At 60.4% G+C, this 17182-nt stretch carries 24 protein-coding genes; 7 read left to right on the top strand and 17 right to left on the bottom strand.

Features of this window, described 5'->3' with window-relative positions:
* Position 1: 1 nt before the first annotated feature.
* From NNZ72_RS01655 to NNZ72_RS01665, 3 genes are read right to left on the bottom strand one after another with little or no spacing between them, the layout of a single operon-like run.
* The gene (locus NNZ72_RS01655; RefSeq protein ID WP_257311729.1) at positions 2 to 1324 is read right to left on the bottom strand and encodes a restriction endonuclease subunit S; all 1323 of its coding nucleotides are present in this window, start codon (positions 1322 to 1324) and stop codon (positions 2 to 4) included.
* Positions 1324 to 3729 carry a type I restriction-modification system subunit M gene (locus NNZ72_RS01660; RefSeq protein WP_257311731.1) on the bottom strand — a complete coding sequence of 802 codons (2406 nt, stop codon included), beginning with the start codon at positions 3727 to 3729 and terminating at the stop codon, positions 1324 to 1326. Before NNZ72_RS01660 ends, NNZ72_RS01655 begins: the two co-directional genes overlap by 1 nt.
* Before the next feature lie 2 nt (positions 3730 to 3731).
* On the bottom strand, positions 3732 to 3917 hold the full coding sequence (locus NNZ72_RS01665) for a type II toxin-antitoxin system Phd/YefM family antitoxin (RefSeq protein ID WP_306766151.1): 186 nt from the start codon (positions 3915 to 3917) through the stop codon (positions 3732 to 3734).
* A 199-nt stretch (positions 3918 to 4116) separates the two neighbouring features.
* On the opposite strand from NNZ72_RS01665, the gene NNZ72_RS01670 reads away from it, so the two are divergent.
* Positions 4117 to 5238: an IS110 family RNA-guided transposase gene (locus NNZ72_RS01670; RefSeq protein ID WP_257311738.1), complete on the top strand. Its 1122-nt coding sequence runs from the start codon at positions 4117 to 4119 to the stop codon at positions 5236 to 5238.
* 702 nt (positions 5239 to 5940) lie between these two features.
* Here NNZ72_RS01670 and NNZ72_RS01675 read toward each other — a convergent pair.
* From NNZ72_RS01675 to NNZ72_RS01705, 7 genes are read right to left on the bottom strand one after another with little or no spacing between them, the layout of a single operon-like run.
* Entirely contained in the window at positions 5941 to 6753 is an 813-nt protein-coding gene (locus NNZ72_RS01675; protein WP_009452372.1) for a transglutaminase-like domain-containing protein, read from the bottom strand.
* Between the two features lie 12 nt (positions 6754 to 6765).
* Complete coding sequence (locus NNZ72_RS01680) at positions 6766 to 7041, bottom strand: DUF1488 family protein (RefSeq protein ID WP_009452373.1); 276 nt, start codon at positions 7039 to 7041, stop codon at positions 6766 to 6768.
* The gene (locus tag NNZ72_RS01685) at positions 7038 to 7367 is read right to left on the bottom strand and encodes a hypothetical protein (RefSeq protein WP_009452374.1); all 330 of its coding nucleotides are present in this window, start codon (positions 7365 to 7367) and stop codon (positions 7038 to 7040) included. The genes NNZ72_RS01680 and NNZ72_RS01685 overlap by 4 nt, the downstream gene beginning before the upstream one ends.
* Positions 7364 to 7606 carry a hypothetical protein gene (locus NNZ72_RS01690; RefSeq protein ID WP_040673278.1) on the bottom strand — a complete coding sequence of 81 codons (243 nt, stop codon included), beginning with the start codon at positions 7604 to 7606 and terminating at the stop codon, positions 7364 to 7366. The genes NNZ72_RS01685 and NNZ72_RS01690 overlap by 4 nt, the downstream gene beginning before the upstream one ends.
* Positions 7607 to 7642: 36 nt before the next feature.
* Complete coding sequence (locus NNZ72_RS01695; protein WP_009452376.1) at positions 7643 to 7786, bottom strand: hypothetical protein; 144 nt, start codon at positions 7784 to 7786, stop codon at positions 7643 to 7645.
* Entirely contained in the window at positions 7779 to 8081 is a 303-nt protein-coding gene (locus tag NNZ72_RS01700) for a hypothetical protein (protein ID WP_193731096.1), read from the bottom strand. The genes NNZ72_RS01695 and NNZ72_RS01700 overlap by 8 nt, the downstream gene beginning before the upstream one ends.
* Positions 8078 to 8341 (bottom strand): hypothetical protein, encoded by a 264-nt coding sequence (locus tag NNZ72_RS01705; protein ID WP_040673266.1) that lies wholly within the window; start codon positions 8339 to 8341, stop codon positions 8078 to 8080. The genes NNZ72_RS01700 and NNZ72_RS01705 overlap by 4 nt, the downstream gene beginning before the upstream one ends.
* On the opposite strand from NNZ72_RS01705, the gene NNZ72_RS01710 reads away from it, so the two are divergent.
* From NNZ72_RS01710 to NNZ72_RS01730, 5 genes are all read left to right on the top strand, one after another.
* The gene (locus tag NNZ72_RS01710) at positions 8340 to 8639 is read left to right on the top strand and encodes a hypothetical protein (RefSeq protein WP_257311766.1); all 300 of its coding nucleotides are present in this window, start codon (positions 8340 to 8342) and stop codon (positions 8637 to 8639) included. The two genes, NNZ72_RS01705 and NNZ72_RS01710, sit on opposite strands and share 2 nt — an antisense overlap.
* Positions 8640 to 8846: 207 nt before the next feature.
* The gene (locus NNZ72_RS01715) at positions 8847 to 9164 is read left to right on the top strand and encodes a co-chaperone GroES (protein WP_257311769.1); all 318 of its coding nucleotides are present in this window, start codon (positions 8847 to 8849) and stop codon (positions 9162 to 9164) included.
* Between the two features lie 51 nt (positions 9165 to 9215).
* Positions 9216 to 10850, top strand: coding sequence for a chaperonin GroEL (gene groL / locus NNZ72_RS01720; protein WP_257311772.1), 1635 nt, complete (start codon positions 9216 to 9218; stop codon positions 10848 to 10850).
* 74 nt (positions 10851 to 10924) lie between these two features.
* A complete protein-coding gene (locus NNZ72_RS01725) occupies positions 10925 to 11317 on the top strand; it encodes a hypothetical protein (RefSeq protein WP_257311775.1) in 393 nt (130 codons plus the stop codon).
* A gap of 67 nt (positions 11318 to 11384) precedes the next feature.
* Positions 11385 to 11552, top strand: coding sequence for a hypothetical protein (locus tag NNZ72_RS01730; protein WP_009452382.1), 168 nt, complete (start codon positions 11385 to 11387; stop codon positions 11550 to 11552).
* Between the two features lie 149 nt (positions 11553 to 11701).
* Here the strand turns inward: NNZ72_RS01730 and arsH are convergent, their stop codons facing one another.
* The 6 genes from arsH to NNZ72_RS01760 form a co-directional block, all read right to left on the bottom strand.
* Complete coding sequence (arsH, locus tag NNZ72_RS01735) at positions 11702 to 12394, bottom strand: arsenical resistance protein ArsH (protein WP_257311780.1); 693 nt, start codon at positions 12392 to 12394, stop codon at positions 11702 to 11704.
* Complete coding sequence (arsB, locus tag NNZ72_RS01740) at positions 12394 to 13449, bottom strand: ACR3 family arsenite efflux transporter (RefSeq protein ID WP_024846004.1); 1056 nt, start codon at positions 13447 to 13449, stop codon at positions 12394 to 12396. The genes arsH and arsB overlap by 1 nt, the downstream gene beginning before the upstream one ends.
* Positions 13450 to 13458: 9 nt before the next feature.
* Positions 13459 to 13884, bottom strand: a complete 426-nt coding sequence (gene arsC, locus NNZ72_RS01745; protein WP_024846003.1) for an arsenate reductase (glutaredoxin) — start codon at positions 13882 to 13884, stop codon at positions 13459 to 13461.
* 8 nt (positions 13885 to 13892) lie between these two features.
* On the bottom strand, positions 13893 to 14432 hold the full coding sequence (locus tag NNZ72_RS01750) for an arsenate reductase ArsC (RefSeq protein WP_193731095.1): 540 nt from the start codon (positions 14430 to 14432) through the stop codon (positions 13893 to 13895).
* The gene (locus tag NNZ72_RS01755; RefSeq protein ID WP_183827035.1) at positions 14425 to 14787 is read right to left on the bottom strand and encodes an ArsR/SmtB family transcription factor; all 363 of its coding nucleotides are present in this window, start codon (positions 14785 to 14787) and stop codon (positions 14425 to 14427) included. Before NNZ72_RS01755 ends, NNZ72_RS01750 begins: the two co-directional genes overlap by 8 nt.
* A 293-nt stretch (positions 14788 to 15080) precedes the next feature.
* Positions 15081 to 16172, bottom strand: coding sequence for a helix-turn-helix transcriptional regulator (locus tag NNZ72_RS01760; RefSeq protein WP_257311793.1), 1092 nt, complete (start codon positions 16170 to 16172; stop codon positions 15081 to 15083).
* A gap of 154 nt (positions 16173 to 16326) precedes the next feature.
* On the opposite strand from NNZ72_RS01760, the gene NNZ72_RS01765 reads away from it, so the two are divergent.
* Positions 16327 to 16554, top strand: a complete 228-nt coding sequence (locus NNZ72_RS01765) for a hypothetical protein (RefSeq protein WP_257311798.1) — start codon at positions 16327 to 16329, stop codon at positions 16552 to 16554.
* A gap of 73 nt (positions 16555 to 16627) precedes the next feature.
* On the opposite strand, the gene NNZ72_RS01770 is transcribed toward NNZ72_RS01765, so the two are convergent.
* Positions 16628 to 17071 (bottom strand): pseudoazurin, encoded by a 444-nt coding sequence (locus NNZ72_RS01770; RefSeq protein ID WP_257311801.1) that lies wholly within the window; start codon positions 17069 to 17071, stop codon positions 16628 to 16630.
* Positions 17072 to 17182: the final 111 nt, after the last annotated feature.

The raw sequence follows: 17182 nt of genomic DNA on the forward strand, positions 1-17182 counted from the left end.
ACTAGCCACACCCCCCGGTCAGCAGTTTCTGGATCATGCCTTGTTTGATTAATCGTGCCTTGGCGAGTCGAGCCTCAAGCGCGGAAATATCCGCTTCCATGTCGCTCAATATGCTGACGATCGCCTCTTGTTCTTGCGGCTTTGGGATAGGCAGCGCAAGATCACGCAATGCTGTCTTTGAAACCCCAAACACTTTCATGCCGGTCATGACTTTCAAATACTGATCGCGGAGCGATTTCAGATTACCGAGATGACCTTTGAAACCCGAAACAAAAGTTGGCGACTTTTCCCGTAACAGGAAGGTGTGAAGACCCGATACTACCTTGTCACCCTCAGACAGGCCCAGCACTTCTACTGATTTGCAAACACCATCAAAATCCTCCGATGCGTCTGCCATTATCCAATCGCCATTACAGACATATGCTGCATTCCGGCACTTCTGACGCAAGATTCTCGGTGGCTTCTGATGCCGCAAGTTCAGATGGCTATGGAACCGCGTATGAATATCACCGTAGTGGATGTAGTAGGTATCTCCAGCCGCATTCAAATCAGCGCGTGAGTTGGTTGCAGTCGGTAAGAATTCAAAAACCTCGCCGAAACTCTGGCGGCCCCACTCGCCCACGAAACCAGGCAGCCGCCTTTGACCCGAAAGCAGTTCTTGCATCACGCCGTTTTTGATCTGGCGCTTCTTAAGGAGGACCTGTTCAAGTTCCTCTATCAACCTATCCGCATCGGCCAATGCCTCAGCGATTACCGCCTGATCATGGGTTGGCGGCAGGGGAATCATCACGGAGCCAAGCTCGGACTGGCCGATATTGGCACGGACGGCCCCTTGGCCTCTTGAGATGATTTGCCTGCGGACGGCAGGCGCGCGGAGCAGATACCCGGCGCAAGTGGCGTTAAGCCGATTTGACTTGATCCGGCCCCGGATCACGAACCCGCCAAATATGATCTGGGCGTTTCCGACATAGACTGATGCGAGACCTAACTCATCCTGCGTTTCCGATGTTCTGTTGAACAGGATGTCGCCTGGGCGAACGAGAAAGGTTTGGAGCTGAGCAGCATTGACCGTGACGCGCCCCGGAATGTCTGCTTCGGTCAAATGGTCTTTTGTTATGACCTCAAGGACGTTGGCGAAGGGAACGCCGGCTCCGTATGAGGATTTTTCAGCATTGAAGCCATTCTGAAAATCGAGAAGCTGCGATAGCGGCAGCACGTCCCAACCATCGGGAATCGTTCCGATGTCCGTTTGCTTGCCGCCAATAGGTCCCGAATTTTCTGTCAGGACGTCTACCCGGCTTTGATCTCTTGCAAGCGCTTCCATCACCAGGCGAACCCCATACGCTTCAGGTGTCCGCTAACCTTGGCATCGAGCGCCGCAACGTTGGCAACCAGATCGGGCAGCCGAACTTCATAGCGTTGCGCGAGATTTTGTATCCGTTGCGTCAGGGCCTGACTAATCCGGTCCATCTCCCCGTGTATGCGGGCGTCGATCGCCGCCAACCACTTGTCGTCCACCGCCAGCACCCTGATCTCGTCCTGTGAGAGTTTCGGGTATTTTTTGTACGCCGCAAGGTCGAGCGCGGCCTCCGCTTCCTTGATTTCCTTCTTCAGTTCGGATTCGCGGGCGGAAAGCTTTAGCCATTCATTCAGGATCGCCGCCTCTTCCTTGGCGCTCTTATCGCCCTTGATCTCCTTCAGGCGCGCGGCGACATTGGCCTTATTGACCTTATCGAGTTCGGCGAATGCGCCGTCTTCGCCGCCGTTCTCTTCCTCCAGTTCAGCGAGGGCGGCTGAGGCGGATTCGAGCTGCGCTGTCATGTCGTCGATGGCCGCCTGCTCGTTGGCGAAGTAGCGCGCGACAATCAGCGATTTCGGGACTAGGTCGCAGGCCCAGCCGCGATCCTTCTCCTTGCCCTTCTTGTCCTTCTCGACAATCCGGTAGGTCTCGGCCTTCCAGCCATCGGCGGCGATCAGGTAGCAGTCGTCCTGCATGACCTCCGCCCAGTAATCCATCAAATGCTGGTAGACATCGTATTTGTCGATCAGCGACCGGCCGGTGTAATGCGCCAACAAATCCTCGGAGAGGTCGAAAATCACATCCTTCGGGTGATGCCCGGCCTTGAGCGCCTTCAACTTGTCCGCGCTGCGCACCCGCCAGACATTGAAATGCTTGTTCATGCCCTGCATGAAGGCGGTGAATTCAGGATGCCCAAAGATGGTGGATTTGATCGTGCCCTTGTCGATCGCCAGTTCAACATAACCGGGCCTGCATTCTTTGAAGAGCGCTTTCTTCAGGCCCGGACAAACATCCCAATAGGCCTTGAGCGCGTCGATATCGGCTTGCGGAATGCCGCCGCGCAGATGACCCTCGATATCCTGCCGGTCCTGCTGTTTCTGGCTGTCGATATAACGCGGCAGGTTCAGGTTGAATTCGTTCTTCTCGATCTCATCAAAAGAGACCATGCGCGAGAAGCCGGGGATGTCGAGTCGGCGCGTGAAGGCATCGACGATTTTGTGGGTGTCTTGGGAACGGAGCCGGTTTTTCGGGCCGTCCTTCATGAAGCCCTGGCTGGCGTCGATCATGAAGATGCCCCGGCGCGCCTGCGCATCTTCCTTGTCGATGACGACGATGCAGGCCGGGATGCCGGTGCCGTAAAACAGGTTCGCCGGCAGGCCGATGACCCCCTTGATATAGCCCTTGCGGACAAGGTTGCGGCGAATTTCAGCTTCGGCGTTTCCGCGGAACAGAACACCGTGCGGTAGGATGCAGGCGCCCTTGCCGGTGCTTTTCAGGGATCGGACGATGTGCAGTAGATAGGCATAGTCGCCCTGCTTGGCGGGCGGCACGCCAAACCCTTTGAAACGGTCATGAGGGTCATGCAGCGGATCGAGGCCCGTGCTCCAGCGCTTGTCGCTGAAGGGCGGATTGGCGACGACGTAATCAAAGGTTTTGACCGTGTCGCCGTCACGGAATTTCGGGTCCGTCAGGGTGTTGCCCTGCATGATGAGCGCCGTCGGCGTGTTGTGCAGGATCATGTTCATGCGGGCGAGACCGCTTGTGGCGGAATCTTTCTCCTGCCCGTAGAGCGTGACATTGCTGCCGGCCTCGTCCGCGACCTTCAACAGCAACGAGCCGGAGCCGCAGGTAGGGTCATAGACGGTCGTGTCTGCGGAGGTTTTCGCGTGACGGATGCCGAGCATCTGCGCCATGGTACGGCTGACTTCTGCCGGGGTATAGAACTGCCCCTTGCTCTTGCCGCTCTCGGTCGCGAAATGGCGCATCAGATATTCGTAGGCATCGCCCAGAATGTCGTCGCCATCCGCCCGGTTCGACGAAAAGTCGAGGGCCGGATCCTCGAAAATGGCTATCAGGTTTGTGAGCCGTTCGACCTTTTCCTTGCCGTCGCCCAGCTTGGTCGGCTCGTTGAAGTCGGGAAAATCCGCTTGGGACAATTGCTGGTTCGCCTTCGCCAGCGGCGCGATGATCTTTTTATTGATCTGGTCGCCGATGTCGGGCGTGCCCTTGAGGGCCACCATGTCGTTAAAACTCGATCCCTTCGGCACCGTGATCGGCGCATAGGGAACGTCGGCGTATTTGTCGCTGATGTAGCGAATGAACAGAAGGGAGAGGACGTAATCCTTATACTGGCTAGCGTCCATTCCGCCGCGCAGCTCGTCGCAGCTCGACCAGAGAAAGCTGTATAACTCTGATTTCTTTAACGCCATTTTTAGTTACGCTCCTTCTCAACTACTTTGCTACTTTGAATACGGGCATCGAGCGCCTTCAATCGCTCGAACTCCTCAACAGCCATGACAACAACAACCTTTCGGCCATGCTTCTCAATCGTGACGGGCTCTGAACGCGCCAGATCAATCAACATGCCGAAGGCGTTTTTCGCGTCCTTCGCAGCCATACTTTTCACGAGAATCGCCCCAAAGTAGCCATTTTGGCTACAATGCCTAAATCATAACGACCTCGCAAGGAGCGTGAGGGACTGCCTGGCATCCCGTTCATCCAGGATAGATTTAGAGACCCTATGATGGTCACTTGCCCTGCGTGCTGGGGCTTCTGGATGTTGTGCATTGAGGAATGTGCAACGGAAGGAAGAAGTCATGACGATTTTGACGAAATACATCGGTCTTGATGTTCATCGAGACACGATATCGATTGCGGTTGCTGTTGAGGGGAACGACCGGGAGGTGCGGTTCTTCGGAACTGTTCCCAACAGCGGCGATGCCCTCGCCAAGGCTCTGGCGAGCATCGGCAAGGACGGCGCGACGCTGAAGGTCTGCTATGAATCCGGCCCGTGCGGATTCGTGATCTACCGGTTCCTGAAGCGTCTCGGGATCGACTGCGTCGTGATCTCGCCGTCCTCGATGCCGCGTCGGCCGAATGACCGGGTGAAGACCGATCGCCGCGATGCGCAGACGCTGGCCCGACTTCTGCGCGCCGGTGAACTCACTGCCGTGTGGGTGCCGGACGAGGCGCATGAGGCGATCCGCGACGTGGTGAGGGCACGCCGGCAGGCGAAGCAGGACCTCGTATCGGCGAAGAATACGCTGAAAAGCTTCCTGCTGCGGCACGACCGCCGGTATCCGGGAAAGGCCATATGGGGCCGCATGCACTGGCGCTGGCTCTCGGACCAGCACTTTGCCTTTGCGCACCAGCAGTTCGTCTATGAGGAATACAAGCGCCGCATCCATGAACTGGAGGAGCGTTGCGCGCGGCTGGAGCAGGTTCTTGAGGAAGCGGTTCTGGATTGGCCGCTGGCCCAGGTCGTCACGGCGCTTCAGGCGCTGCGCGGAATCAGGTTCATCGCGGCCGTAACGCTTGTCGCGGAGATCGGCGATCTGCACCGGTTCGACAGTCCGAAGCAGTTGATGGCCTGGTTGGGCCTCGTGCCGGCCGAGCATTCGAGCGGAACGCGGACCAGGCGCGGCGAACTCACCCGGACCGGCAACGCTGCCGCCCGAACCATGCTGATCGAATCCGCATGGCAATACCGCTATCCTGCGCGGGAGGGGCGCGCATTGCGCGAACGCAGCGCCAAACTTCCCGATCAAATCCGGGCCATCGCCTGGAAGGCGCAGGCCCGCCTGTGCGCGAAGTTCCGCCGCCTGGCCGCAACGGGCAAGCACGCGGCAAAGATCGTGGCGGCGGTCGCGCGGGAGCTGGCGGGCTTCATCTCGTACATCGCCCGCCATACGCCCGAGCCGGCCTCAAGGCCGGTCTGACACTCGCTGCAGTTAGCCGCTCACGAATGAGCGGACAAACGGGAAGGAGAAGATCGGATCGTTGACATTACGGCCTGGCTGGCGTGCTGCGCGCCCTGATTGACGCGGACAATCCTCGATATAGCCCTGGGGCAGTATTTTACGACGCCCGTTTTGGAGCCGGAGGAACGTCCACGACGGAAAAGGGTCGTGCGGTAGCCAATCCGCGGATGAGAGTTTGATCAATCGTCGTCAGAAACAGACGCGCGCAGCACACCCGCCAGGTCGTTTACTCCCCACCTTGCATCGGATTTTGTTCCGGTGTCAGAATAGCCGTGCGCTCATCCAGAGGTGACCATCATGAGAGGGCTATAGCGTAAACGTAGCTATCATCATCACCTGGTGCGGCGCGCCAAATACCGCCGATTACCCTCCACAATACGCTCCAGCCGCCGAAACTACGCCTGTAAAAGGGAAGAGAGGATAGCCTGTATATCGGAATGCGTAGAAAAGGCGGCGTTTGGCGGTAAAAAAGTTCGAATCGCTTACCGTCGATTAGTCGCCTTGATCCTTCGCAGTAGCCACTTGTGCGGCTGTGAATGGCAGCTGTGCCCCTGATGTCAGCGACCTAACGAAATTCAATAGGGGAGCGCTAAAGCGCGCATTGATAGCCTGGACTCGGTCGGGATCTTACCGAGTTTGGGAACATGCACATCGACAGCATCAGCTTGTTCCTGCGATCTCGTAGGTCCATACCCTAAACCCCTTCAGGACGTGTGGTCCGAAGGAATTGACGAGCGGTATGTCGGCTGCGTCGCGGCCGCGCGCCACCACGATTCTGCCGATCCGAGGGACGTTGTTGCGCGGATCGAAGGTGTGCCATTCGCCATCGAGGAACACTTCCATCCAGGCGCTGAAATCCATGGGATCGACAACCGGCACACCAATGTCGCCGAGATGGCCGTTGACATAGCGAGCGGGGATGTTGAGGCATCGGCAGAACGTGACCGCAAGATGCGCGAAATCGCGACAAACGCCAACGCGCTCATGGAACGCCTCGAACGCCGTCCGCGTAGATCGAGCCTGCATGTAGTCGAAGCGGATGTGGTTGTGGACGAAATCGCAGATCGCCTGCACCCGGCTCCAACCGGGCGGCATCTTGCCGAACAGGTCCCAAGCGGTCTGGCTGAGACGGTCGGTTTCGCAGTAGCGGCTGCCCATGAGGTAGACGAGGCAATCGTCCGGCAAGTCCGGCACCGGCAGTTCCCGGGCACCCGGCACAATCCCGTCCGGCCTGCCGTCGTCCTCGATCGTGGCATCACCCCACATCGTCAGGTCGCCCGCAGGCGCGACCAGCCGCCGGCATTTGTTGCCGAAGAGATCGCGGTAGGTCGATACGTGCACATCGGGTGTGGTGAACGTCGTCTCCGGCACCCGTATGTCAGCCGCGCGATCCTCGTGCACCGACAGCAGACACACCAGGGCTGTCGGCTGCTGGCAGGTCAGTGTGATCTCATACCCGTAGCGGATCAGCATTGAGTGGTGTCTTTACCGGAAATCGGCAGCGGTCAGCGTATAGGAGGTTTGGCGACGATGCGAGTAGGCCTCGCGGGCGACATCGTGGATCGAACTGCGCGTCGCATCGAAGGTCGAGAGATACATCTCTTCCGACACCTCAGTGCTGCGCAATTCAGCAGGGGACCTGGCGAGCGCTTCCACTTCGACAAAGAACGGCACTTCGAACATGCCGTCGTGCCCGATAAAGCGAATGGCGTTGCGCACTTCGTCGAAGCTGCGGCTGGGGTTCAGGAATTCAAGGGTCATCGTTGATCTGCCCTTGCCGTTTGCAGCAGCAGTGGTACACGCATAAACCCGTTCATGTGCTCCTTGCGTCGCACATCATTCCGACGATTGAGGGAAAGCATCCCGTCGGTTGCGGCCGAGTGGCTAAGGCCGATCATCTCCTGCCCTTCGCGGCTGGCTGGAACGCCGGTGAAGACATGATAGATGGTCCAGGACCGGTCGGCTTCGATCCGGCGGCCATATTGTTCGTCGCCTGGTGCGCGGGCGGATGCACCGCCTTCATTGTCCCAGACGCTGATCGCGCGGTCGTGCCGCTCCCGTTCGATTTCATCTATGTATCGGGTCATGATCGTGGCCTTTCTCTAGTGGTCACGTCGGCATCAATGATGCCGGAAAACAGCGCGTTACCGAATAAGTCGGTGATCGCGATGGCGTCGGGTCGTTGAGGCATGTCGAGCGTCTGTGAAAGCAGGTGCGCAATCTCAATGGCGTTAGCGAGATCGACGGCTTCCACCGCCTCTCGGCCCACGACGGCATGGGCGTCATCTGTCTCCCGCGTGCGGTAAAACTCGATGACAACTTTCATGGCGCCCATTGCGCTTTCAGCCGGAGCAACACTGCCTCAGTGCTTACCTTTGCCTTGAGACGCGTTGGCATTTGCAGCGACCTTGATCTGGTTGCCGAAGGTGCTTTCAGGCTTTGGCGGAGCCTTCTCCTGCTTCGGCTTTCTGATCTCGCGATTGCTTCGTTTCTGGCCTTTAGCCATGTCCGAACGTCCTTTCGATGAGAGTTGCGCCATTACCGGATTGCGACATGTCGACCGGCTCGAGGCTGTCCTGCGTCGTCACTCGCTCATGGCGTTCGTCGTCGTTGCGGATGCGATATTGCAGTGAATCTCCCCGTGCCGGCAGTCTGCCGGTTATGCGGTAGATATCGCCGGGCAAAGCTGGTCTCATGAAATCGCCCTTGAGCCGGACAGCCTGTCCGATCGCGAAGAGATGAGCAGGAGCCTCGTGGCGGGCGGGACGGATCGTGCGTCGGATTGGGTTGGTCGATATCATGATTGTTGGTGATCCTTTTCGAGAGCGGCGTCGAGATCGGCGGGATCGATCGACGCCATCTGATGTGTGTGGCCATCAATGCCGATGGCGGGCAGGTGGATGAAGGCGCCGACACGTCTCCAGGCGAGGCGGGAGGATACCTCCAGCAGTTCCTCATCCTGGTCCACGCGATATTCGCCGGCGGGCTGTGCGGCGTCGAAGCCGGGCAGCATGAAGGGTGCGGAGAACCGGACGATGGTTTGTGTGGTGCGCGTTGTCATGGTCGATACCTCCGCAGGAGCACGCAAACGCGCCTCCTGCATCATTCCCGTTCGAACCGGAACGAATTTCCGTGCTGCCAGTACATCCGTGGTCAGCGGCGCGTTCATTCCAAGGTTCGAACAGAGCGATATGCGCGCCGGGTCGGCGCTTGATGCATTCGCTATCGAGAATTCGGTGGTGAATGGCGGGTCTCTGACACCGCAAAAAGCCAAGTCGGCCAAATCAACGAGTTTTATATATGGGCTGTCCCTACCCGGTAAGCAAGGAGCGGGTCGATATTATTTTGTCTGGAATTGAATAATGTCTCTTCCATAATAATAAATCGCATTGAAAAATCAGAAAATACGTATTGAAAACAACAAATAACGCATCGATAGAAGCGATATAATTTTCCCCAGTTCCGCCTTTTCAAAGAAATATATTTAGCACTCCTATCATTCGAGTGCCAACGGGCTTATGTATCTGAGGGGGCCGCCCTATGCGCCGGCCTCAGAAAGAACCCACATGAAATTCCGGCCTCTACATGACCGCGTCGTCATTCGACGTGCGGAAGGCGATCTCAAATCCAAAGGCGGGATCATCATTCCCGACACCGCGAAAGAAAAACCTCAGGAAGGCGAGGTCATCGCCGTCGGCCCAGGTTCCCGCGACGAAAGCGGCAAGCTGATCCCGCTCGACGTCAAGCCGGGCGATCTCATCCTGTTCAGCAAATGGTCCGGGACCGAGGTCAAGATCGATCACGAAGACCTTCTGATCATGAAGGAGAGCGACATCATGGGCATCGTCGAGAAGACCGGAGCTGCGAGCAGGAAAAGTGCCTGAGCGGCCAGCTTCCGATCCTGTGATCCTCACAACCGAACTGGACCCGACACCATGTCTGCCAAGGAAATCAGATTCTCTAACGACGCCCGCGACCGCATGCTGCGCGGCGTCGAGCTGCTGAACAACGCCGTCAAGGTGACGCTCGGTCCCAAGGGCCGCAACGTCGTCATCGACAAGGCCTACGGCGCCCCGCGCATCACTAAGGACGGGGTCACCGTCGCCAGGGAGATTGAGCTTGCTGACAAGTTCGAGAACATGGGCGCGCAGATGGTGCGCGCGGTGGCCTCGAAAACCAACGACCTCGCCGGCGACGGGACCACTACCGCGACGGTTCTCGCCGCTTCCATCCTGCGCGAGGGTACCAAGCTGGTCGCTGCCGGCATGAACCCGATGGACCTGAAGCGCGGCATCGATCTCGGTGTCGCTGCCGTCGTCAGGGAAATCCAGGCTCGCGCCAGGAAGGTCAAGTCGTCGGCAGAGGTCGCCCAAGTCGGCACGATCGCGGCTAACGGCGACGCGACCGTGGGCGAGATGATCGCCAGTGCGATGGATAAGGTTGGCAATGAGGGGGTGATCACCGTCGAGGAAGCCAAGACGGCAGACACCGAACTCGATGTCGTCGAAGGCATGCAGTTCGATCGCGGCTATCTCTCGCCCTACTTTGTGACCGATCCCGAGAAGATGCGCGTGGAACTGGATGACCCTTACATCCTCATTCATGAGAAGAAGCTTGGCAATCTGCAGGCCATGCTGCCCGTACTGGAAGCAGTGGTGCAAAGCGGAAAGCCGCTGCTGATTATCTCCGAAGACGTCGAGGGCGAGGCGCTCGCCACGCTGGTCGTCAACAAGCTGCGGGGTGGCCTCAAGGTAGCGGCCGTCAAGGCTCCCGGCTTCGGAGACCGCCGCAAAGCCATGCTCGAGGACATCGCGGTGCTGGCCGCCGGCCCGATGATCTCCGAGGATCTCGGCATCAAGCTGGAGAATGTCACGCTCGACATGCTCGGCCGTGCCAAGCGCATCGTGATCGAGAAGGATACCACGACAATCATCGACGGCTCCGGCGACAAGCCAAGCATCGCGGCGCGCATCAGCCAGATCAAGGCGCAGATCGAGGAAACGACTTCCGACTACGACAAGGAGAAGCTGCAGGAGCGGCTGGCCAAACTCGCCGGCGGCGTCGCTGTCATCCGTGTTGGTGGCGTGACTGAGACCGAGGTCAAAGAGAAGAAGGACCGCATAGACGACGCGCTGAATGCCACCCGCGCGGCTGTCGAGGAAGGCATCGTGCCGGGCGGCGGCGTGGCGCTGCTGCGTGCCATAGCGGTGCTTGCCCCTCTGACAGGTGACAACGCCGATATAACCGCAGGCATTTCGATCGTGCGGCGGGCGCTTGAAGCGCCGGTCCGACAGATCGCCGAGAATGCAGGCGTCGAGGGCTCGATCGTGGTCGGCAAGCTCACGGACAGCAAGGACCCCAACCAGGGCTTTGATGCCCAGACCGAAACCTATGTCGACATGATCAAGGCCGGCATCGTCGATCCCGCCAAGGTTGTCAGAACCGCCCTGCAGGACGCCGGCTCGATCGCGGCGCTCCTGATCACCGCCGAGGCGATGATCGCCGACGTCCCAGCGAAGGATTCCACGTTAACGGCCGGCAACGGTGGCATGGGTGGAATGGGATACTGAGAGCAGTGCCTGAACCGTTCGGCCGGCACGGTCGGATGAAGCAATCCTCACCACAATCTGGAAGGAAGACCACCATGGCTACGCAGAGCACAACGAACCCGTCTCTCTCCCGCCGTTGGGAGAACTACCAACCTTCAAAGACCATGCTGGTCTGGGCATGCATCGCCGCGATCATCGCAACGATCGTCGTCGGATTCGCCTGGGGCGGCTGGGTCACCGGCGGCACATCACAGAAGATGGCCGTGACCGCTGGCGACACGGCGCGTGGCGAACTGGCGTCCGCCATATGCGTTGAACGGTTCAACGCAGCGCCGGATGCGGCCGCGAAACTTGTTGAGTTCAAGGCTATATCCGACAGCTACAAGAAACGGCAGTTCGTCGAAGCCGGTGGCTGGGCAACGATGCCGGGCCAGACGACTGCCGACCGGCTTGGAGTCCAGGGCTGTGTCACCGGACTTGGCGCATAATACCCCGCTTAAAGCGCTCAGGCAGGCGCCAGGGCGTTTCCACCCGCCCCAGGAAGGAACGTCAGCAATGATTTCGTTTGTCAAGAAGACAGATATGCAGCCGATAGCCCCGCAGGTCGAAGACAATCGTTTCGAGCAGATCCGCAAGGCGGCTGCCGAACGTCACCGGAAGGCGGACACCGACGGCACACGTCGCCGCGCCCGCCAGAAGGCCGAGGACAACCGGCTCATTTGAGTTGTCGGAATTTTCGGGCTGAGCTCCCCAGTGGCATAACCTTCAACTTCACTCGCACAGCTCCCGATAGACAGAATACTTCCGGTGAGTTCGGCGCGGCAGAGAATCGCTCCATGCACCTTAAAGCAGGTATCCGACAGTGCCGTTCGTCATCGGAGGTGAACGTCGCTGCTTTCCTTTCGCTCGGAATAGCGGTCGGTCAGGTAGGATGATACATCGCGCGTTAGCAGCGTGAACTTCACCAACTCCTCCATCACGTCGACCACTCGATCATAATATGACGATGGTATCATCCGGCCGGCTTCATCGAACTCCTGATATGCTTTGGCGACGGACGACTGGTTGGGGATCGTCACCATCCGCATCCAGCGGCCGAGCACCCGCATCTGGTTGACGGCGTTGAAGCTCTGCGAGCCGCCGGAGACTTGCATGACGGCGAGTGTCCGGCCCTGCGTCGGCCTTACCGCGCCGACCGAAAGGGGAATCCAGTCGATCTGTGCCTTCATCACCGCGCTCATCGCACCGTGACGCTCCGGGCTGGTCCAGACTTGACCTTCCGACCAGAGCGAGAGCTCGCGAAGCTCCTGCACCTTGGGATGATCGACGGGAGCGCCGTCCGGCAGCGGCAGGCCGGACGGATTGAAGATGCGTGTTTCCGCCCCGAAATGTTTCAGCAGGCGCTCGGCCTCGTATGTCAGGAAACGGCTGTAGGATCGCGCGCGGAGCGAGCCATATAGCAGCAGGATACGCGGCGAATGGGTAGAGGGTTCGGTTACGCGCAGCCGACCAAGGCTGGGAGTAGCAACGCAGCCGGCAGCAAGATTGGGAAGATCGCCCGGCATCAACGCTGCTCTTTCGCAAGTTCGGACACCTTGCCGCCGCGCTCATACCAGCCTTTGGAGCGGTTCACGATCCAGACGACCGAGAGCATCACCGGCACTTCGATCAGCACGCCGACCACGGTGGCGAGCGCCGCGCCCGAATGAAAGCCGAACAGGCTGATGGCGGCGGCAACCGCCAGTTCGAAGAAGTTCGATGCGCCGATTAGCGCCGAGGGTCCAGCCACGCAATGCTGCTCCCCGGCCAGCCGGTTGAGCAGATAGGCAAGACCGGAGTTGAAATAGACCTGAATCAGGATCGGCACGGCCAGCAGGCCGATGATTGCGGGCTGCGCGATAATCTGCTCGCCCTGAAACCCGAAGAGCAGAACCAGCGTCGCCAGCAGCGCAACGAGGGAGGCCGGGCCGAGCTTTGCAAGCAGGTGGTCGAGCGCGGCCTGCCCGCCGCTCGCCAGCATCCGGCGACGGATGATCTGCGCGATGATAACGGGAATGACGATATAGAGCACCACCGACAGGACCAGTGTGCCCCATGGCACGGTGATGGCTGACAGGCCCAGCAGCAGGCCGACGATGGGCGCGAAGGCGACGACCATGATGGCGTCGTTGAGGGCAACCTGGCTCAAGGTGAAATGCGGTTCGCCTTTCGTCAGGTTCGACCAGACGAACACCATGGCCGTGCAGGGTGCGGCGGCAAGGATGATGAGGCCGGCAATGTAGCTGTCGATCTGGTCCGCCGGCAGATAGGGGCGGAACAGCCAGCCGATGAACAGCCATCCCAGCAGCGCCATCGAGAACGGCTTCACAGCCCAGTTGATGAACAGCGTCACGCCGATGCCGCGCCAGTGGCGGCCGACCTCGCCCAGTGCTGCGAAGTCGATCTTGAGCAGCATGGGGATGACCATCAGCCAGATCAGCACGGCGACGGGCAAGTTGACGCTGGCAATTTCCATCGCGCCGATGGCCTGAAATGCGCCCGGCAGGAAGTGGCCGAGCGCGATGCCAACGACGATGCACAATGCGACCCAAAGGGTGAGATAGCGTTCGAAGGTAGACATGCAATTCCCTCAGGTCGTGGCCACGCGCCGACCGTGTTCGTCGATCACCCGCTCGCCATCTTCCTTGACGAACGCGCCGCGCTGCGGCGGCAACAGGTCGAGCACGTCCTCGGACGGCCGGCAGAGCTTGACGCCCTTCGGACTGACGACGATGGGTCGGTTGATCAGGATGGGATGCGCCATCATGGCGTCGAGCAACTGCGCGTCACTCAAAGCCGGGTCGCCAAGGCCCAGTTCCGCATAGGGCGTGCCCTTCTCGCGCAGCAGTTCCCGCACCGATATGCCCATGCGCGCAATAAGTCGGGTCAGCATCTCGCGCGACGGCGGTGTCTTCAGATATTCGATGACATGCGGCTCGACGCCCGCATTGCGGATCATCGCCAGCGTGTTGCGCGAGGTGCCGCAATCGGGATTGTGATAGATGATGACGTCCATGGCCGGCTTCACGCTGCGCTGTTGCGTGGAGACGACGCGCCATCGGACTGGCCGATCTCGGTCAGTTTAGTGCGCAGCGACGCCTTGTCGAGACTGGCGACCGGCAGGGACGTGAAAGCCGAGATACGGTTCTTCATGTAGCGGAAGGCCGCAACGAAGGCGGCTTCCTTCTGGATATCCGGTCCATCGACGGCCGCCGGATCTTCGATACCCCAATGGGCGGTCATGGGCTGGCCGGGCCAGACCGGGCAGGCTTCGCCGGCAGCGTTGTCGCAGACGGTGAACACGAAATCCATGACAGGCGCGTCAGGCCCCGCGAACTCCTCCCAACCCTTCGAGCGGAAGCCTTCAGAGGGGTAGTCGAAACTCTTCAATACCTTCAGCGCGAAGGGATTGATCGTCCCCTTCGGTTGCGAACCCGCAGAGAAGGCACGAAAGCGACCCTCGCCATCCTTGTTCAGGATGCTTTCCGCGAGGATCGAGCGTGCCGAGTTGCCGGTGCAGAGGAACAGGACGTTGAAGACGCGATGCTCTTGTCCGTCAGACATGGGAGGTTCCTTTCGTGGGTTCGCAACAGGAAGACAGCGCGGCCATTGCCGGATTGCAGACCTCCGGGTGGCCCTGACAGCAATCGCGCATGAGGAATTCGACGAGACCGGCCAGCGTGGTCAGCGCGGCGCTGTAGATGATCGACCGCCCGTCACGGCGGGACTCGACAAGCCCGGCCTGTTCGAGATGGCTCAGATGGAACGACATACGGGACGAAGATGCGCCATCCATCGCTTCGCCGATTGCTCCGGCCGACATGCCTTCCGGGCCGGCAGTCACCAGCAGCCGGACGATGCGCAATCTCGTTTCCTGCGACAGCGCGGCGAAGGCATTGAGGGCTTGCTTCTCGTGCATCATAATCTCAATAACTCAAGAATCATTGAGATAACTCATATGGCAGAATGCCGCTGAGTGCTAGCGGAAATTCGCGATGGCCTAACCGAGTGAGGCCGCGTTGGCGGCGGCAACAGCCTTAAGGAGGGCTATGGAGGGGAATAGAGTAGATATAGTTCTCATCATCACCCGGTATGGCGCGCCATTTCATGATCACGACCGCCGTTGGGGGCGCGTCGGCTTTCAGCCGGACCTGAATTCGGACCTTCGCGCGGCTCTGCACATCGAGTTGCGGAAATCCCGCAAGACATGTCTCATGCCGGATCCGTGCCACCGACCGGGGCGAGGCCTGAGAGGAGGAGGACGAGCTGGGATTGGCGGTTGACGCCGGTCTTTCGGAAGATGGCCTTGAGATGGGTGCGCACGGTCTGCACGCGCGATCCGAGGATCGCCGCGACCTCCTCGACCGAATGGCCGCGCGTCAGCTCCTGCGCCACGCGCGCCTCGATCCGCGTCAGGTCGAACAGGCCGCACAGGACGCGCATGTCAGGCGGCCCGACCGCGCCCACCGGCGTGAACACCAGGAGGGCGCTGCTGCGGGAAAAGATGTCGCGCGCGTTGCGCCGGACGGGGATGAGGTGCAGGACCAGCGGCGGAGCGTCCTCCGTGGCGGCGATCGGGAGGGACTGCACGGAGGGCGCGTGCCCGGTCGAAAGCTGCTCCAGCGCCGTGGAGAACAGCGCGTTCGCCCCCGCGTCGGCGATGTGCAGGCGGTCGCGCGTGCCGATGCGCACGCGCGGCGCCAGATCCTCCATCGGCGCGTTCGCCGCGACCACGTTGCCGCGGTCGCCGACGACGGCGCCGGGCAGGCCGACCATGGCAAGCGTCTGCACCATGGTCCGCGCCTGCTTGAAGGCGAGGCGCGCCGACAGGAAGGCGGCGCGGGCGAGGTCGGCCTTGAGCGCGTTCATCCGCGCCACGGCCTTTTCGCCGAACGGCCCCATCTCGGCGGAGGACAGCTGGCTGAAGACGAGGAGCGAGCCGGACGGTTCCAGGAACACCGCCCCCATTTCCCAGGGCAGGCCGATCGGCTCGAGCAGCTCGGCGCGGATGGGATCGACCGCCAGTTCCTCGGGCGTCATGATGTCGATGTCGCGCATGAAGTTGCCCGGCGCGATCGCCAGCCCGCGCTGCGGGCGGGGGCTCCGCGCCGCAAGGCCGCTCTCCTCGTAGACCTTCATCTGCTCGGCGATGCAGGCGCTCGAGACCCAGCGCGGCGGCGCATTGGGGACGAGGGTGATGAGCGCGGTGGAGTAGGCGCCGGTCTCTTCGCTCAGGAGGTCGCAGGCCTCCGCCCACAGCTCGGGAATCACGGCCGCTTCGTATATACGGTCGATGAGGTCCACCGGCGGGCGCTCCTTCCTGTCCTTCCCACTCCGGCCGAGTTTACAGCCGACATGCCTTTTGCGAAAGCTTTGCCCCATTTGGGGGAGGAAAATTTCCCGCCGCTGCATTAGACAATCCGGCAGGCCCTTCGGCTGCGGAAGGATCTGTTTGGACGTGGCGGATACAGTCGAACTCGAAATCTGGCATATCGCCTTTGCCGGCCTCCATCTCGCGGTGGCGGCCGTCTTCCTCGTGGAGACGGTCAGCGAGAACAGGTCCGCCCGCCGCCCGCGGGACGGCTGGTATGTCGTCGGCCTCCTGTCCTGCGCCGTCTGGCCCCTTCTTGTCGTGCTGCTCGTCGGGCGCACGCTGTACGACCGGGCGCGCCGCCAGCGCTGCTGAGGACAGGGACAGGACGCAAAAAACCCCGGAACGTCCTGGGGACCGTTCCGGGGTTTTTTCAAAAGTCGTCCGGTTATTGCGCTTCGGCGATCGCCGCGTCCATGCGCTCCCTGGCCTTCTTCGGCAGCTTGCCTTCCTTGATCGCATCGAGGTTGGCCGGATTGTCGCCGACCACGACGAGGGCGACCATGCCCATGCCGAGATGCGGCGTGCACTTGACGCCGTAGGCGCCCGGCACGTCGAAGGTCACCTTCAGCGCCTCGTTCATCTTGCCCTTGAAGTCCTGGGCGCCTTCCGGGACCATGCCCTTGATCGACGCGGCGTCATGGCCCTTGTCGGTCGGAACGAAGGTGACGGTGTCGCCGGGGCTGACCTTGATGAAGTCCGGCTCGAAGACCATCGCGCCCTTTTCACCCTTGTTCAGCATGTGGACTTCGAAGTCCGCGGCAAAAGCCGGGACAGCCATAACCGCGAAAAGCGCCGCGGCGCTCGCGATGCTCTTCATAACTGCACGCATCGTCATTCTCCTTCGTTCGGCAAACCCGCGTCGGGTTCGATGGGGGAAGGAATAGACCCGGAACCGGGTTCCCTCTTTGACGAAGATCAAATAAGGGGGTGCTCCGCCCGC

This window comes from Shinella pollutisoli (genome assembly GCF_024609765.1).
GTDB classification, from domain to species: domain Bacteria; phylum Pseudomonadota; class Alphaproteobacteria; order Rhizobiales; family Rhizobiaceae; genus Shinella; species Shinella pollutisoli.

Excerpts from the sequence above, each read along its gene's own strand:
- NNZ72_RS01655 (WP_257311729.1), bottom strand. The coding sequence starts at position 1,324 with ATGGAAGCGCTTGCAAGAGATCAAAGCCGGGTAGACGTCCTGACAGAA.
- NNZ72_RS01660 (WP_257311731.1), bottom strand. The coding sequence starts at position 3,729 with ATGGCGTTAAAGAAATCAGAGTTATACAGCTTTCTCTGGTCGAGCTGC.
- NNZ72_RS01665 (WP_306766151.1), bottom strand. The coding sequence starts at position 3,917 with ATGGCTGCGAAGGACGCGAAAAACGCCTTCGGCATGTTGATTGATCTG.
- NNZ72_RS01670 (WP_257311738.1), top strand. The coding sequence starts at position 4,117 with ATGACGATTTTGACGAAATACATCGGTCTTGATGTTCATCGAGACACG.
- NNZ72_RS01675 (WP_009452372.1), bottom strand. The coding sequence starts at position 6,753 with ATGCTGATCCGCTACGGGTATGAGATCACACTGACCTGCCAGCAGCCG.
- NNZ72_RS01680 (WP_009452373.1), bottom strand. The coding sequence starts at position 7,041 with ATGACCCTTGAATTCCTGAACCCCAGCCGCAGCTTCGACGAAGTGCGC.
- NNZ72_RS01685 (WP_009452374.1), bottom strand. The coding sequence starts at position 7,367 with ATGACCCGATACATAGATGAAATCGAACGGGAGCGGCACGACCGCGCG.
- NNZ72_RS01690 (WP_040673278.1), bottom strand. The coding sequence starts at position 7,606 with ATGAAAGTTGTCATCGAGTTTTACCGCACGCGGGAGACAGATGACGCC.
- NNZ72_RS01695 (WP_009452376.1), bottom strand. The coding sequence starts at position 7,786 with ATGGCTAAAGGCCAGAAACGAAGCAATCGCGAGATCAGAAAGCCGAAG.
- NNZ72_RS01700 (WP_193731096.1), bottom strand. The coding sequence starts at position 8,081 with ATGATATCGACCAACCCAATCCGACGCACGATCCGTCCCGCCCGCCAC.
- NNZ72_RS01710 (WP_257311766.1), top strand. The coding sequence starts at position 8,340 with ATGGTCGATACCTCCGCAGGAGCACGCAAACGCGCCTCCTGCATCATT.
- NNZ72_RS01705 (WP_040673266.1), bottom strand. The coding sequence starts at position 8,341 with ATGACAACGCGCACCACACAAACCATCGTCCGGTTCTCCGCACCCTTC.
- NNZ72_RS01715 (WP_257311769.1), top strand. The coding sequence starts at position 8,847 with ATGAAATTCCGGCCTCTACATGACCGCGTCGTCATTCGACGTGCGGAA.
- groL (WP_257311772.1), top strand. The coding sequence starts at position 9,216 with ATGTCTGCCAAGGAAATCAGATTCTCTAACGACGCCCGCGACCGCATG.
- NNZ72_RS01725 (WP_257311775.1), top strand. The coding sequence starts at position 10,925 with ATGGCTACGCAGAGCACAACGAACCCGTCTCTCTCCCGCCGTTGGGAG.
- NNZ72_RS01730 (WP_009452382.1), top strand. The coding sequence starts at position 11,385 with ATGATTTCGTTTGTCAAGAAGACAGATATGCAGCCGATAGCCCCGCAG.
- arsH (WP_257311780.1), bottom strand. The coding sequence starts at position 12,394 with ATGCCGGGCGATCTTCCCAATCTTGCTGCCGGCTGCGTTGCTACTCCC.
- arsB (WP_024846004.1), bottom strand. The coding sequence starts at position 13,449 with ATGTCTACCTTCGAACGCTATCTCACCCTTTGGGTCGCATTGTGCATC.
- arsC (WP_024846003.1), bottom strand. The coding sequence starts at position 13,884 with ATGGACGTCATCATCTATCACAATCCCGATTGCGGCACCTCGCGCAAC.
- NNZ72_RS01750 (WP_193731095.1), bottom strand. The coding sequence starts at position 14,432 with ATGTCTGACGGACAAGAGCATCGCGTCTTCAACGTCCTGTTCCTCTGC.
- NNZ72_RS01755 (WP_183827035.1), bottom strand. The coding sequence starts at position 14,787 with ATGCACGAGAAGCAAGCCCTCAATGCCTTCGCCGCGCTGTCGCAGGAA.
- NNZ72_RS01770 (WP_257311801.1), bottom strand. The coding sequence starts at position 17,071 with ATGCGTGCAGTTATGAAGAGCATCGCGAGCGCCGCGGCGCTTTTCGCG.